This is a genomic window from Microcoleus sp. Aus8_D2 (assembly GCF_036702665.1).
Lineage (GTDB): Bacteria > Cyanobacteriota > Cyanobacteriia > Cyanobacteriales > Microcoleaceae > Microcoleus.
In genome coordinates, this window is the sequence record NZ_JAUBUN010000031.1 from 60029 (window position 1) to 74193 (window position 14165).

The following is a 14165-nucleotide window of genomic DNA, read 5'->3' on the forward strand; positions in this document are numbered from 1 at the left end:
TAAAAACTCACAACTAACAAGAGAAAACTAAGAAATGGCTATGAAATCGATCATGCTTTCTGAGCAAGCAGTCATTCTGGAAAAACCAGCGATTTGGTCGCGCTTGTTTTTGTGGATGATCATGCTGATGACCACTTCGGCTGTAGTTTGGGCTTATTTTGCTAGCGTAGAGCAAGCTGTCCCCGCTGTCGGCCAATTGGAACTCAAAGATGGCGCTAGAGACATCCAAGCACCTGCTACGGGCGCTGTGGTGAGACTTCACGTTGAAAATGGCGATCGCGTGGAAAAAAACCAGCCCCTGCTTACTTTCAACCCCCTCGCACCCGCTGCCGATTTAACTTCGATCAAGAAAACTAAAGAAGCGCTGGAAAAAGAAAATAAATTTTATGAAGATGTGGTGAGCGGCAAACAAGTTCAAGGCGCTCTTCCTTCTAACCTAGAATCAACAATTAAGGACAGACAGAGCCTCGCGGCACAAAATCAAGTGCTGCAAGCTTTGATTGATGAGCTGTACCTCAACAGGGGAGCCAGCGGAACTTTTGATGCAGCCCAGCAAGGACTGTATGTTAATTATCGATCGGAATTTCTGTCTCGCGTCGCCGCAGCCCAAGGGCAAGTTCAGGAGTTGGAAAAACAACTGAAGCAAGCCGAGGATGCTGAGAAATCAGCCGACGCTCAAATGACCGTAGCAGTGCAACAATTGGGTTTTGCTGAGAACCAATTAAATTATGCCAAGCAGCAGTTAGAATCTTCAAAAGAGCAAATAAAATCTTCCGAGGCCCAGAAAGAATTGGCTGACGAACAGCTAGCGAAGTCCCAACAGGTACTCAAGTCCAATCAAGGTATTCTGGGCAGACTTACCCCGCTGGTAGAGCAAGGAGCGATCGCTGAACTGCAAAAAGAAAAACAGGAACAAGACGTTTTCCGAGGCCAAAGCGAAGTTCTCAAACAGCTTGATCAAATCAAGCAGCGCGAAGGTGAAATCAACGCCCGCAAAGGCGAAATTAACACGCGCCTCGGTGAAATCAACACGCGCAAAGGCGAAATGAACGCGCGTCAAGGTGACATCCAAAAAATTACCGCTGAAGTAAAGCGCCAGCAAGGAGAGCAAGCGCGCATTCAAGAGTCGATCGCCCGCGCCCAAGAACAATTGAAAAACACCAAGGATTCCTGGGCAAAAGAACTTTACAGCAAAATTGCTGAAAACCAGAAACAAATTGCCAGCAGCGATTCTCAGCTAAGCCGCTTCAAAGTGGAAAACCTGAAAAAGCTGTCCGAGGTAAACGCTCAGCTAGAAAAAGCGCAGCAAACCCGCGATACTCAAGTTATGAAGTCTCCCGTATCCGGCGTTATCTTCGATTTGAAACCTTCTAAGAAGGAGAATGCTAAGTTGGATCTAGCAAAAGATCCGATATGCCAATCCATTATTAACTCAGTGGTGAAACCCGGCGAACCGCGTCCTAAACGCTGCGAAGAAGCTTATTATGAAGCCCAGCAAACTGAGAAGCTGCTCAAGGTTTTGGACGACGAAAACGGTCTGCAAGCAGTTGTTTACCTAGAAAACAGCAACGTGGCTCTCGTGTTGGATGGTATGAAACACAAGCGGGAAAAATTGGAGCAGTATCACGGCAAACAATTAGATGGAGAAAAGATAGACTGCGAAAAAGGTAAAAGCTGCCTGTGTCCTGAGAAGGAAGTTAATAGAGAGAAATTGGGTCTTACGAAATACGAATGCGTACCTGTGGAGGTCAATGTTGAGGCTTTCCCGGCGATGGAATTTGGTACGGCAGAGGGTGAAGTGAAAGAGATTAGCAAGGATGCTGAGCCTCCTACTGAATTGCGGAAATACTACTCTTTCAAAACCAAAATTAAGCTCAAGAATCAAAAGTTTGTCTTGAACAAGGGCAAGCCAAATCAACAGGAAGTTAACTTGCAGTCGGGAATGGCTGTAAGTTCTAATATCAATATCGGCAAGCGGACTGTTTTGCAGATGTTTATCAACCGATTTACTGGCAAGCTGGATACGTTCAAGACTGTTAAGTAGTTGGTGAACCGAATTGAACAGGACTAAAGTCCTCACTACAAACGTGCCATTAAGTTTGTAGTGAGGACTTTAGTCCTTATTTGCTCAAACTATGAGGAGGAAAGTCGAACCCCTGTGATTGCTCTCTCGTCGTGCAATGACAAAAGTATATACATTTAATATAAAATGGTCGTGGCAATTGGTGCGATCGCACATTCATGAAAAAATTTATTTTATTTACGCTATATCTACTTCCAGTTGTCCTTTTAATCGGATTTGTAGCCACTTTTAGCGTTAACGTGCCCATTGATGACGAGTGGAGGTTGGCTAGCCTGTTTGAGAAAATCGCTCATGGAAGTGTAACGTTTAACGATTTTTGGGCTTTGCACAGCAACCACCGCATAGTTTTCCCCAAAATAATTATTGCACTGCTGGCGTTTGCTTCCCGATGGAATATTAATTATCAGTTGTGTCTCAGCATAGGTTTGGCTGCGATAACTTTTATCGCTACGTACAAGTTATCCTCGATGCAGGTTAAGAATGTTGGGGATAATTTGTGGCATTTAGCTAATATTTTAACTTGTATTTTAATTTTCTCCCTGGTTCAACATGAAAACTGGCTTTGGGGATTTCAATTAGCTTGGTTTTTTGTAAATTTGTGTTTTGTAGGGGCGGTTTATGCGCTGGTTTCAACTCACAAATTATTGCCTAATATTAGAATTTATATTGCTGCTGTATTCTGCTTTATTGCTAGTTTTTCCCTGGCTCAAGGCTTGCTGTCTTGGTTGGCGGCGATTCCGGCTGTGGCGGCTTTGCAGGGAAATTGGGCGCAGAAACGCAAAAGATCGATCGCCTGGATGTTGCTGTTTGCGGCAACTTGTGCTATTTACTCAATTGATTATCATCCGAGCCGGAAAACAAGTATTATTTCATTGTTGAGCAAGCCGCTGGTGGCGATCGATTACTTTTTGAGTTTGCTGGGTTCGCCAATTGTTAGATTACCTGGAATTTCTGCATTGGTAGGATTGGTAATATTTGCTAGTTTTGTGTTTTTTGTAGGGCATTTTGGAAAGAAGATTTTATCAACTGATTTGGGATTGTGTTGGGACGGGCAAGATGCCCATCCTACAATTGATTTAGGATTGCGATATCAGGCTTTGGCTTGGCTGTCAATAGGTTTGTTTTCGGTTTTGTCGGCTTTGTTTATTACGGCTGGTAGGGCTAATTTTGGGGCGATTCAGGCGCTGGAATCTTCAAGATATACGACTAATTCGATTTTGCTGTTAATTGCTTTGGTTCAGCTAGGACAATTGTTTATTCGAGAAACAAAAGCTCTGTTTAAATTCAACTATAAATTGATTTATAGAGTAGTTTCATGGCTATTAATTGGGATGATTATTGTTAATTATCAGAAGGCGATAGCCCAAACTAGCTCGGCACTAATTTACAAACAAGGCGCTCAAGATTGTTTGCAGTTAATTAACTATCTGGAACCGTCGGAGTTTTTCAATAATTCGCCGGAAAGCTGTTTGAGGGTGCTGAGCAAAAAAAGTTGGCTGGTGAGAGAAGGCGCTGCAATTATCGATAAAATAGGTTGGAGAAAGTTTGCGAACAATGTAGAGTTTATTTCTAATCCCGATCGAGTTTACGGCTATTTAGACAAACCTCAAACCAACGATAAATCCTTGACTGTCAAGAAAAATGCTGCTGGTTGGGCGGTTTTGCCAGAAAATTTGCAACAGCCGAATATTGTACTGCTATCTGTCGGCGACAAACAATCTTTTTTTGCTAACGCTTATGTAAATTTGGACAGTCCCGATATTGCTAAGACTTTGAAATCACAGTTGTACAATAATGCGAGGTGGGCGGTTGATGTGTCAGGTAGTGATTTGCCGATCGCCCAAACGGAAATTAAAGCTTGGGTGTATAATCCTGTTGACAACCAGTTTGTCCAGTTGCGCGGAGGATGAGGAGTGAAAATTTCGGTGATTATACCAGCCCACAATGAGGAGGGCTGTTTGTACGGTACTGTGCGGGCTTTAGCCCAAACGCTGGATTTAGAAGGGATTCCCCACGAAATTCTGATTGTGAATGACAATAGCACGGATAAAACCCTTGACATTTGCCAGGAACTGTCAGAAACTTTTCCCACAGTTAGATATATCAACAATCAACCTCCCAACGGTTTCGGATTTGCCGTGCGCCGGGGATTGGCAGAATTTGAAGGCGATGCGGCGGCGATTGTGATGGCGGATGCTTCCGACGATCCCGTAGATTTGGTAGCAGGATACCGCAAATTGGAAGAAGGATATGACTGTGTTTTCGGTTCCCGATTTATCAAAGGCGGCTTTGTCGTTGATTATCCCATTCACAAATTAGCAATTAACCGCTTAGCAAACTGGTTTGTCAAAACTATTTTCGGCTTGGGCTACAGCGATGTCACCAATGCTTTTAAACTCTACCGCCGAGAAGTGATTGAAGGCGTGCATCCGATTTTGAGCCATCATTTTAATTTGACGGTAGAACTGCCTCTGAAAGCAATTGTGCGGGGTTTTTCCTATACGGTGATTCCTCTGAGGTGGTACAATCGGACTGCTGGTATTTCTAAGTTGAAAATTAAAGAGATGGGCAGCAGGTATTTGTTTATTGTCTTGTATGTTTGGCTGGAAAAACATCTTTCTCGCGGCGACTACCACCGGACTATAAAGATGAATGAGTTGAAATTAGATTTGTTGCCCAAGTCAAGGACTGAAGTCCTTACTACGAACGAATAAGGACTTCAGTCCGAACGATAGAACCATATTTTAGCAAGAAATTTAGTTAATGCCTGAGAGAATTTTAATTGTGGGCGGTGCGGGTTTTATTGGCAGTTGTTTGGCAATTGGCCTGAAAAAACTTCACCCAGAATGGCAAATCATTTGTTTGGATAACCTGCGCCGCCGGGGTTCGGAATTGAATATTCCGAGGCTTAAAAGTTGCGGGATTCAGTTTGTTTACGGGGATATTCGCACGGCGGCTGATTTAGATCCCGTTGCGCTCAATGCTGATTGCATTATCGATTGCGCTGCGGAACCTTCTGTTTTGGCGGGTTTTAGTTCGCCTCAGTACGTTTTGCAGACGAATTTGCTGGGTACTGTGAATGTTTTGGAGTTGGCGAGACAGACTGGTGCGAGTTTGTTGTTTTTGTCTACGAGTCGGGTTTATCCGATCGCCCTTGTGAAATCTGTTAAGCTGTTGGAGTTGGCTGATAGATTTGCGATCGCCCCAGAACAAACTTTACCCGGCATATCGGAGCTAGGCATTTCTGAAGACTTCCCGTTAAAAGGGCACCGCTCGCTTTACGGCGCAACTAAATTAGCGTCGGAATTGCTGATTGAGGAATACAGGGAAGCATACAACGTGCAGGCAATTATTAACCGCTGCGGGCTAATTACCGGTGCTTGGCAAATGGGTAAAGTGGATCAGGGAGTTTACGGTTTGTGGGTGGCGGCTCATTATTTTCAAAAGTCGCTGAGTTATATTGGTTTTGGCGGTAGCGGGAAGCAAGTTAGGGATTTGCTGCACGTTGAAGATTTGTTGAGGTTAGTTAATTATCAGTTGGAACATTTGGCTGAATTTGACGGCGAAGTTTTTAATGTCGGCGGCGGTGTGAGCAACAGTCTTTCTTTGGTTGAAGCAACTGATTTGTGCCGCAAAATTTCAGGTAAATCGATTCCAATTAATCCGATTTTAGAAGAACGGGCGGGGGATATTCCGATTTTTATTACCGATTCTTCTAGGGTGATGGAGAAGACTGGATGGCAGCCTATGATTGGGCCGGAGGCGGCTTTGCAGGATATTTATGATTGGATTGCGGCTAATGAGGTGGTTTTGAGTTCGATTTTGTAGGGATTTTTGACGCGGCAGATGTTTTGTAGAATTTGGTAATCAAACCATTTATTCTGCGGTAGGGAAACGGCACTGCCGTCTCCGGCCTTAGGACACGGCAGTGCCGTTTCCCTACATATTTCACCTAATATAAGTAACAGGATAATCAGGGTTAGCAGGATTTGGCATTAACTGCTGATTCCTACAATCCACAAACAAATCTAAGTTTCTCCAAAATAACCTGACCAATTAGTACCTCATCACCAGTTACCAATGCCTCATCAATAGTCTTGCGCCCCTCACACTCAACGATTACAGGGCCAGTTACTCCCACAGCTTCCTGACGACTGTCCGCATATTTAACAAGTTGCTGGCCGAGAATTCGCAAACCTAATTGCTGTGCAATCTCTGCTGGAATTACGAGATTAACTGCACCTGTATCTACCAAACCTTCTGTTTCAATCTCGCGCAGTAGCCGAGGTGCAAGCAAACCTCGACGCACTAACTCATCATCAACTGCATTTGTCAGTTTCACCTGAGTCCAAACTGCCCCCATATTCTTAAGTCCATCTACTTCTAATTTCTTTAATTCTTTCATATCATTTTCTTTTTTCCTCTTTTCCTGCTAACATTATACAATGTCTTCCAACTGACACCAGATTAAGATAGCCAGGACTTACACATCAAGACAAAAGAAACCGGGTTTTTCATCTAATCTGCGGGTAACAACGAAGGATTTTCGTAAAAAAACCCGGTTTTCCGATCGCTCGTGCGATCGCGAACTAATAATTATATTGCCACACCGTCTAAAATTCCCACCATTACCTTAACTAAATCTTCTAAATCGTCAGGCACTCTAAACAAATTGATATCTTGAAAAATAGTCTGCTGAATTCGATCTAACTTCCCAAATCGCCAGACATCTCCCATTGTCACCGCGCCGTAAAGTATATTTTGTTCTTCAACGTGCGACCTAGCAATTAATTCTACAGCCAATTGCGTAAATCCTCTAGTCATATCGTCGTTTTTTGCTTCAATAACTAGCAAATCTTGATGGGATTGCACGAGATAGTCTAATTTTCCTTTTAGCCAGCTATTGACGTTGAGAGTATACTCAAATCTCAGTTGACATTGGCAGTATCGAATGATGTCTAGCAAAACTGGCGATACTAATGATTCTTTTCTAGCTATTTCGCTGCTGAGGCTGACCAGGGGAAGGATATCTTCTATCTTTTCTTGAAGCTCTGTAAGTCTATTTAACTGTTTGTTTGTTGTCGGCAAAGATAGCCTTTCCTTGATTAATGAGTAATCAAATTCTGCTAAAATCTCATCGGTTTCGTAAGGTAATTCAAAATATGAACGAAAAGTATATTCTCGACCTTCTTGTAAAATTTTTCGCTTGGCCATAATGTTTAAACTACCAATATGTATCCATGTATATTATAGCAATTATCGAAGGCTTAGAAGTTGCATATTTGCAGGTAGTCGATCGCACTTATCGACAAAAGTGCAACAAAATCTCGACAAAAGTGCGATCGACCTCAACGCCTACTCAGCAAAATAGCGGGTCAAAATCCGCATAATCTCACCGCTAATGGGCGAGGGGAGAGGCGGACTCCACTCCTCAATCTTGGCGAAACCCAAGATTTGCAGGATATCTACGATCCTGTTAACACCCTTGGGAGTGCCGCACAGCAGCAAGCGGACGGGTTTTTTGTCGGGGGGCGCGTCGGGAATTTCTTCGCGCAGCAGTTCGGGAACGGACTTTGGTGTTGGTATCATTGAAGTTATCTCCTAATGGGTTATCTCCTAATGGGTTATCTCCTGAATGTGGGAGTCCAAACCCCTGCCGCGTCTTGATTGGCGTCTAGTGTGGCAGGGGTTTGTTTTAGGTTACACTAGGTTGTATCATAGCGCCTAAAGTGATAATATGTCAACAGGTAACGTGCAAAACTAGAATATTAAAGAAAGTAGCAATAAGAAAAATACGATCGTGCCACCAAAAAACCTCACACGAGTAACCACTTACGTTCCTCCTGAAATAGCCAAAGCATTAGAGGAATGGGCCGAGAAAGACGAACGGTCTGTGTCTTGGTTGGCTGGGAAGCTGATTGAAAAAGGTATTAAACAGCATCAACAGTCGCAAACCGAAGCAAAACAGGATACACAGCAGTGAAGGGCGTTAGCGAAGCCCTCGAAGGGCGATCGCACTTTGCTCGAACAGGATTTGATAGATACTAGACTTGCATTGCATAAATCTTTGGTTAATACAGGAACCGCAGATTTCAAGCAGATGAACACAGATAGACGCAGATAGTTTCAAGATAAGAGAGTGAATGAATGCAAGAGTCTACTCATTAGAAAAATTAAGCTTGTAAACCATGCACACCATTGGTACTTTTGCGATAATTATTGACAGCGGTGGCAAGGTATTGCTGTGTCACCGCACAGACAGGGATGCTTGGAACTTGCCTGGGGGTAGGGTTGAGGCGGCGGAAGCTCCTTGGGCTGCGGTTGTTCGTGAGGTACAAGAGGAGGTGGGTTTGCTGGTTAAGGTGATAGGTGCGATTGGCATTTATGCTATACCAGTGCGATCGGACTTGGTGTTTACATTCCGCTGTGAAGTCGTCGGGGGTAGCCCGCGTATCACGGAAGAAGCAGATGACATTCAGTGGTATCTACCCTCGGAGTTGCCGGTTAACACGTTTTCCAGTCATGTGGAACGCATCCATGACGCATATGCTGGACATAGGGCGGTTTTGCTGAAGACGCAGGACTAATCTTTTGGTTAAAGATTTGGTAAAAGGAAAATTGAAGGGCGATCGTACTTTGGCTTTGGGGAGAAAGTGCGATCGCCCTTATTTGTGATAAAATCAATAAATAGAAGCTTGCAAGCCAAGGATTCAAATTTATGAACACCATCCATATTTCCTTGCCTGATTCCGTCAAAGCCTATCTCGAAAAACAAGTAGCTAGTGGCAATTATAATAACATCAGCGATTATATTTTGGAGCTGATTGTTCAGGAACAAAAGCGTAAAACCGCTAAAGAATGTGTCGAATAACTTTTACTAGAAGCTGTGGATTCTGGTGAAGCGACTCCGATGACTGAGGCAGATTGGGAAAATATTCGGCAGACTGTACGCAACAACATCGCTCACAAGTAAAATTATATCAATGACTGAAGTTAACAAACGCTCAATTGTTATCAAAGACTTAATTGAGCACGCTACCTACATAGCCCAAGATAATCTGGAGGTAGCAGAACAGTTTTTGGTAGCAGCAGATGAGACATTGTTATATTATCAACCAAATTTGTAGGGGCGGGTTCGCCAACCATTTACGATCGAAATGAATAATCTTGTAAACCCGCCCCCACCCACGAACAATAATAATGTACGGTAAATTTATTGTAAAATTTTAATCTAGATAATGGCGGATACGGGACAGAATTATGATATTTTTCGTATTTTTTGAGGTAAGATGTTAATGTATACAATCGCGGCGATCGGGCGGGTTTTTGATATTTTTCGTGGTTTTCATAGATTGTTGGCGAACCCGCCCCTACAGGATTTTCATTTTTTTTATTAATGAATTGAGGGCAGCAAAAAATCAGAAATTTTACAATTGATCCTATTTTTGGGGTCAGTTGCTATACTATAAAAAAAATCTATCGGGTGCGATCGCCTTTCCATCTTATCCCACCAACCACCTCAAAATCCCAGCATGATTATACCAAATATCGATGCAATTATCGGCGCAATTACCACCATCGCCCAGCCTTTAATCAAAGATAAGCTCGAGCGCAGCGAAACCGTCATCAAATTACTCAAAAAATTCAACCTCGACCCCGAACACCCGCTACCAGACTTCAGCAGCGTTTACGCCTACACCTTAGTAGAATACGGCGTCGGCAAACCCAAGCCAATTTTACAACTATTCCGGCAAGAAGAAATTAAACAAGCTTTTCGCCAAGCATTCGATCGCAATTCTCCGGCTATTTTGATCGAAGGAGGCGAAAAATTTCTCGATACCTACGCCTTGGGAAATGAAATTAAAGCTTTAGGGATTGACATTCGGCGCGAGTTTGCTGCTTTTTCCGCAGTTTTCATTGCAGTCACCAAGAATACCCGCAATCCCAAAGAAGCTTTGATCGAGCATCAGATTGATTCGGTACACCAACAAATTATCGCTGTTCAAGAAAGACTCGATAGACTCCCAACTTTAGAAGGAATTCGCACCGAAATGGCGCGATTGGCAGTTGAAAATAATCCAGCTTTACCAGCAGGAAATGAAACTGCTGGTAAATCCCAAGGCTTTGCTTTGGCGCAGCAAATGCGCGGCTGGTTTGAAATATTGGGCTACGATTTTGAACCGTATCAAGTTTGGGAAGATAACTATTTTGAATGGATTATTCAAATTCCCGTGAGGCGGGGCAGATTCGATCGCATTTTAATCCGCGGCATCGCCGGAGAAGCGCAAATTCAAGATGTTGAGGCGCTGGGAGAGTCGGTAGCAGCGCAAAAAACCGATGAAGGTTGGCTGGTGACGGCGCGGCGGATTTCCAAAGCAGCACGAAAGAAAGTTGACCAGCCGGAAAATCGGCATCTCGATTGTTATACGTTTGACGAACTGATTGATGTTGATGCTGATTTTAGCAGTTATATCGAATGGTTGGAAAACGAAGTTAAGCGCCGGAAAATCGATGACAAATACGTGCCTCTAGGTTGTACGAAAGCTGAGTTAGACTCTGTTAACAAGCGACAGATTGATGCGAGTTATTACGGCGAAGAGGATGGCTGGATTGACGGTTATATCGATTTGTGGATGGATGACCCGGCGAAGGAACATATTTCTGTTTTGGGCGAATTCGGGACGGGGAAAACTTGGTTTGCTTTTCACTACGCTTGGACGGCTTTGCAGGCATATCAACAGGCAAAGGACAGAGGAACTCAACGGCCTCGGTTGCCTTTGATTATTACTTTGCGCGACTATGCGAAGGCGCTGAATGTGGAGAATGTTTTGGCGGGTTTCTTTTTTACTCAGCACAATATTCGTCTCAATAGTGAGGTGTTCGACCAACTGAATCGGATGGGGAAGTTGCTGTTGATTTTTGACGGATTTGATGAAATGGCCGCGAAGTGCGATCGACAACAAATGATTAACAACTTCTGGGAACTAGCAAAAGTAATTGCTCCCGGTGGGAAAGTCATCTTAACCTGTCGCACAGAACACTTTCCCGAATCCAAGGAAGGACGCGCTTTATTGAATGCGGAATTAAAAGCTTCGACTGCCAATCTCAGCGGAGAAACGCCGCAGTTTGAAGTATTGGAATTAGCAGCATTTAACGACGACCAAATCCGTCAGGTATTGTCTCACCAAGCCGATGCCGAAACAGTGAATCAGGTGATGAACAATCCGCAGTTATTGGATTTGGCGTGCAGGCCCGTGATGGCGGAATTGATCTTAGAAGCATTGCCGGATATTCAAGCGGGTAAACCTGTGGATATGTCGCGGGTGTATCTGTATGCAGTGCGCCGGAAGATGGAGCGGGATATTAAGGCAGAAAGGACGTTTACATCGCTGGCGGATAAGCTATTTTTCCTGTGCGAACTGTCCTGGGAAATGCTATCAACAGACCAGATGAGTTTGAATTATCGGCTGTTTCCCGACAGGATTCGCCGCTTGTTCGGTGCTGTCGTGCAGGAAGAAAAGGATTTAGACCACTGGCATTACGATATGATGAGTCAAACGATGTTGATTCGCAATGCTGAGGGCGATTATTCTCCGGCACATCGCTCGCTTTTGGAGTTTTTTGTAGCGTATAAGTTGGCGGCGGAGTTGGGGGTTTTGCCTGCTGATTTCACGGAGTTGTCTCAGGCACAATTGTATTTGGATAATTCTGTTGAGTCGGTGGATTATACTTGGTCGGGGTATTTTTGCCGTCAGGTGGATGATGCAGGTGATCTTGTGCCGATTCCAGCTTTGAAGGCTTTTGTTGGTGAGAGTTTAGCGCAGATTCGTAACAGTTTTGGGCGGGAACCTTTGGCGAAAGCGGTCATGGATTTGCTAGTGCCGATGCTTTCAAAAACTGGGTTTGTTGGTGAGGTTAAGTCTCGATTATTAGAAGTTCTGGAAGCAACTAAAGGCAAATCGGAAGATGAAATTGGCTATATCGGGGGGAATGCAGCGACGGTGTTGGTGAAGATTGACAAGGCTGTATTAAAAGGGAGAAATCTTTCCCAAGCTGTGATTAAAGGTGCTGATTTTACCAAGGCTAATTTGCGTCGTGTAAACTTTATTAATGCGAATCTATCTGATTCTATTTTTACTAAAGTTTTTGGTACGGTTTTTGTAGTAGCATTTAGTCCAGATGGCAAACTATTTGCTACAGGTGATGCTAGTTGTGATATTAGATTATGGCTAGTTGAAAATGGTCAACAAATGTTAATTTTAAGAGGACATACAGACTGGGTACGTTCAGTAGTTTTTAGTTCCGATGGTACAACCTTGGCTAGTGCCAGCTATGACACAACAGTAAAATTATGGGATAGTCGCACGGGAGAATGCTTAAAAACGTTGAAAGGTCATCATAATCGAGTTAATTCATTAACAATAAGTCCTGATGGTAAAATTTTAGCTAGCTGTAGTGTTGACCAAACAGTAAAGTTATGGGATATCTTTACTGGGAAATGCCTGAAAACCTTACACGGACATACTGGTTGGGTAAGATCGGTAGCAATCAGTTCAGACGGTCAAATCATAGTAAGTTGTAGCAGCGATCGCACTGTGAAGTTGTGGGATATTCGTACAGGAGAATGCCTGAAAACTCTGCAAGGTCATACCAGTGGAGTATATTCAGTAGCCATCAATTCTCACAGCACAATCGTAGCCAGTGGCAGTCTTGACTACACAGTGAAACTATGGGATATTCACACTGGGGAATGTTTAAAAACCTTACAGGGACACACTGGACGTATACGATCGCTAGCAATTAGTCCTGATGATACAATTTTAGCCACTAGCAGTTATGACCAAACAGTAAAAATTTGGGAGATTCACAGTGGGGAATGCCTCAAAACCTTAAGTGGACATACTGACTGGGTAAGATCGGTCGCAATTAGTCCTGACGGTACGACTTTAGTCACTGGTAGCGATGACCAAACAGCCAGATTATGGAATATTAGCACTGGAGAATGCTTGAGGTTTTTACAAGGTTATCTTAGCCCTATACGTTCAGTAGCAATCAGTCCTGATGGTGCGTTTTTAGTTAGTAGCAGTGAAGACCAAACAGTAAAAGTATGGGATATTTATACCGGGAAATGTCTGAAAATATTATTAGGGCATACCAGTCGGATAAATGGCGTGTTTATTAGTCCAGACAATAAAACTTTAGTTAGTGCCAGTTATGACAAAACAGTAAAATTATGGGATATTGAAGCAGGAATGTGCGTCAAAACATTGCACGGGCATCACTGCGCAGTAAATGCTGTAGCAATTTCTCCCGACGGTAAAACCCTGGCTAGCGGCAGCGCCGACCCAAGTGTTAAGCTATGGGATATCCACACCGGAAAATGTATAAAAACTTTTCATGGACATACAGACTGGATCTGGTCAGTTGCATTTAGTCCTGACGGTAAAACCCTGGCTAGTGGCAGCGATGATAAAACCTGTAAGCTATGGGATATCAATACTGGTGAATGCTTGAAAATATTGGATAACGGGGAAAATTTAGTACGTTCTGTTGCTTTCAGTCCTGATGGGAAGATACTTGTCAGCAGTAGTTCTGACTATACGGTGAAACTTTGGGATATTGACACAGGTAAGTTGTTAAAAACCTTGCAAGGTCATACTTATTACTTAAATTCAGTTGCTTTTAGCCCTGATGGTAAAACTATTGCCAGTGGTGCTTATGACCAAACAGCAAGATTATGGGATGTCCGCACGGGTAAATGTTTGAAAGTCTTGCAGGGGCATACTAATTCGGTACGATCTGTTGCCTTTAGTCCAGATAGTATAACACTTGCTACTTGCAGTAATGATGAGACAATTAAGCTTTGGGATGCCCAGACTGGAGAGTGTCTAAAAAGTCTGAAAGATCGACCTTATGAAGCTATGAATATCACGGGTGTTACGGGTTTGACGGATTCTGAGAAGGCTACGCTTAAAGCTTTAGGGGCAGTGTGCGATGCCGATTTGTAGAGATGCGGCATCATACTAAAGAAACCGGGTTTTTCACAGATTTAAGACTGCGGCGTATCTTGTCGGAAAAAACC

General features: G+C 43.5%; 12 protein-coding genes. 9 read left to right on the forward strand and 3 right to left on the reverse strand.

Translation table 11 applies throughout. The features are described from left to right. Positions 1-34: 34 nt before the first annotated feature. The 4 genes from QUB64_RS22355 (at position 35) to QUB64_RS22370 (ending at position 5911) form a co-directional block, all read left to right on the forward strand. A complete protein-coding gene (locus QUB64_RS22355; RefSeq protein ID WP_442921692.1) occupies positions 35-2044 on the forward strand; it encodes a chromosome partitioning protein ParA in 2010 nt (669 codons plus the stop codon). A 197-nt stretch (positions 2045-2241) separates the two neighbouring features. After that, on the forward strand, positions 2242-3993 hold the full coding sequence (locus tag QUB64_RS22360) for a hypothetical protein (protein WP_333272937.1): 1752 nt from the start codon (positions 2242-2244) through the stop codon (positions 3991-3993). Between the two features lie 3 nt (positions 3994-3996). Beyond that, positions 3997-4797: a glycosyltransferase family 2 protein gene (locus QUB64_RS22365; RefSeq protein ID WP_333272939.1), complete on the forward strand. Its 801-nt coding sequence runs from the start codon at positions 3997-3999 to the stop codon at positions 4795-4797. Between the two features lie 49 nt (positions 4798-4846). Next, on the forward strand, positions 4847-5911 hold the full coding sequence (locus QUB64_RS22370; protein ID WP_333272941.1) for an NAD-dependent epimerase/dehydratase family protein: 1065 nt from the start codon (positions 4847-4849) through the stop codon (positions 5909-5911). Between the two features lie 181 nt (positions 5912-6092). Here the strand turns inward: QUB64_RS22370 and QUB64_RS22375 are convergent, their stop codons facing one another. The 3 genes from QUB64_RS22375 to QUB64_RS22385 all read right to left on the reverse strand — a co-directional run bounded on the left by QUB64_RS22375 (position 6093) and on the right by QUB64_RS22385 (position 7672). Next, the gene (locus QUB64_RS22375; RefSeq protein ID WP_333272944.1) at positions 6093-6488 is read right to left on the reverse strand and encodes a clan AA aspartic protease; all 396 of its coding nucleotides are present in this window, start codon (positions 6486-6488) and stop codon (positions 6093-6095) included. Positions 6489-6679: 191 nt separating this feature from the next. Further along, a complete protein-coding gene (locus QUB64_RS22380; protein WP_333272947.1) occupies positions 6680-7297 on the reverse strand; it encodes a hypothetical protein in 618 nt (205 codons plus the stop codon). 141 nt (positions 7298-7438) lie between these two features. Then, positions 7439-7672, reverse strand: coding sequence for a hypothetical protein (locus tag QUB64_RS22385; RefSeq protein ID WP_333272950.1), 234 nt, complete (start codon positions 7670-7672; stop codon positions 7439-7441). Positions 7673-7883: 211 nt separating this feature from the next. Here QUB64_RS22385 and QUB64_RS22390 point away from each other — a divergent pair, with 211 nt between their 5' ends. The 5 genes from QUB64_RS22390 to QUB64_RS22410 all read left to right on the forward strand — a co-directional run bounded on the left by QUB64_RS22390 (position 7884) and on the right by QUB64_RS22410 (position 14091). Then, a complete protein-coding gene (locus QUB64_RS22390; RefSeq protein ID WP_333272952.1) occupies positions 7884-8066 on the forward strand; it encodes a ribbon-helix-helix domain-containing protein in 183 nt (60 codons plus the stop codon). 205 nt (positions 8067-8271) lie between these two features. Next, positions 8272-8670 (forward strand): NUDIX hydrolase, encoded by a 399-nt coding sequence (locus tag QUB64_RS22395; protein ID WP_333272954.1) that lies wholly within the window; start codon positions 8272-8274, stop codon positions 8668-8670. A 131-nt stretch (positions 8671-8801) separates the two neighbouring features. Further along, positions 8802-8954: a ribbon-helix-helix domain-containing protein gene (locus QUB64_RS22400; protein WP_333272957.1), complete on the forward strand. Its 153-nt coding sequence runs from the start codon at positions 8802-8804 to the stop codon at positions 8952-8954. A gap of 112 nt (positions 8955-9066) precedes the next feature. After that, complete coding sequence (locus QUB64_RS22405; RefSeq protein WP_333272960.1) at positions 9067-9210, forward strand: hypothetical protein; 144 nt, start codon at positions 9067-9069, stop codon at positions 9208-9210. A gap of 405 nt (positions 9211-9615) precedes the next feature. Then, positions 9616-14091 carry an NACHT and WD40 repeat domain-containing protein gene (locus QUB64_RS22410; protein ID WP_333272964.1) on the forward strand — a complete coding sequence of 1492 codons (4476 nt, stop codon included), beginning with the start codon at positions 9616-9618 and terminating at the stop codon, positions 14089-14091. The last annotated feature ends 74 nt before the right edge of the window (positions 14092-14165 follow it).

Coding starts and splice junctions, on each gene's coding strand:
- QUB64_RS22355 (WP_442921692.1), top strand. CDS start 35: ATGGCTATGAAATCGATCATGCTTTCTGAGCAAGCAGTCATTCTGGAA.
- QUB64_RS22360 (WP_333272937.1), top strand. CDS start 2,242: ATGAAAAAATTTATTTTATTTACGCTATATCTACTTCCAGTTGTCCTT.
- QUB64_RS22370 (WP_333272941.1), top strand. CDS start 4,847: ATGCCTGAGAGAATTTTAATTGTGGGCGGTGCGGGTTTTATTGGCAGT.
- QUB64_RS22375 (WP_333272944.1), bottom strand. CDS start 6,488: ATGAAAGAATTAAAGAAATTAGAAGTAGATGGACTTAAGAATATGGGG.
- QUB64_RS22380 (WP_333272947.1), bottom strand. CDS start 7,297: ATGGCCAAGCGAAAAATTTTACAAGAAGGTCGAGAATATACTTTTCGT.
- QUB64_RS22385 (WP_333272950.1), bottom strand. CDS start 7,672: ATGATACCAACACCAAAGTCCGTTCCCGAACTGCTGCGCGAAGAAATT.
- QUB64_RS22395 (WP_333272954.1), top strand. CDS start 8,272: ATGCACACCATTGGTACTTTTGCGATAATTATTGACAGCGGTGGCAAG.
- QUB64_RS22400 (WP_333272957.1), top strand. CDS start 8,802: ATGAACACCATCCATATTTCCTTGCCTGATTCCGTCAAAGCCTATCTC.
- QUB64_RS22405 (WP_333272960.1), top strand. CDS start 9,067: ATGACTGAAGTTAACAAACGCTCAATTGTTATCAAAGACTTAATTGAG.
- QUB64_RS22410 (WP_333272964.1), top strand. CDS start 9,616: ATGATTATACCAAATATCGATGCAATTATCGGCGCAATTACCACCATC.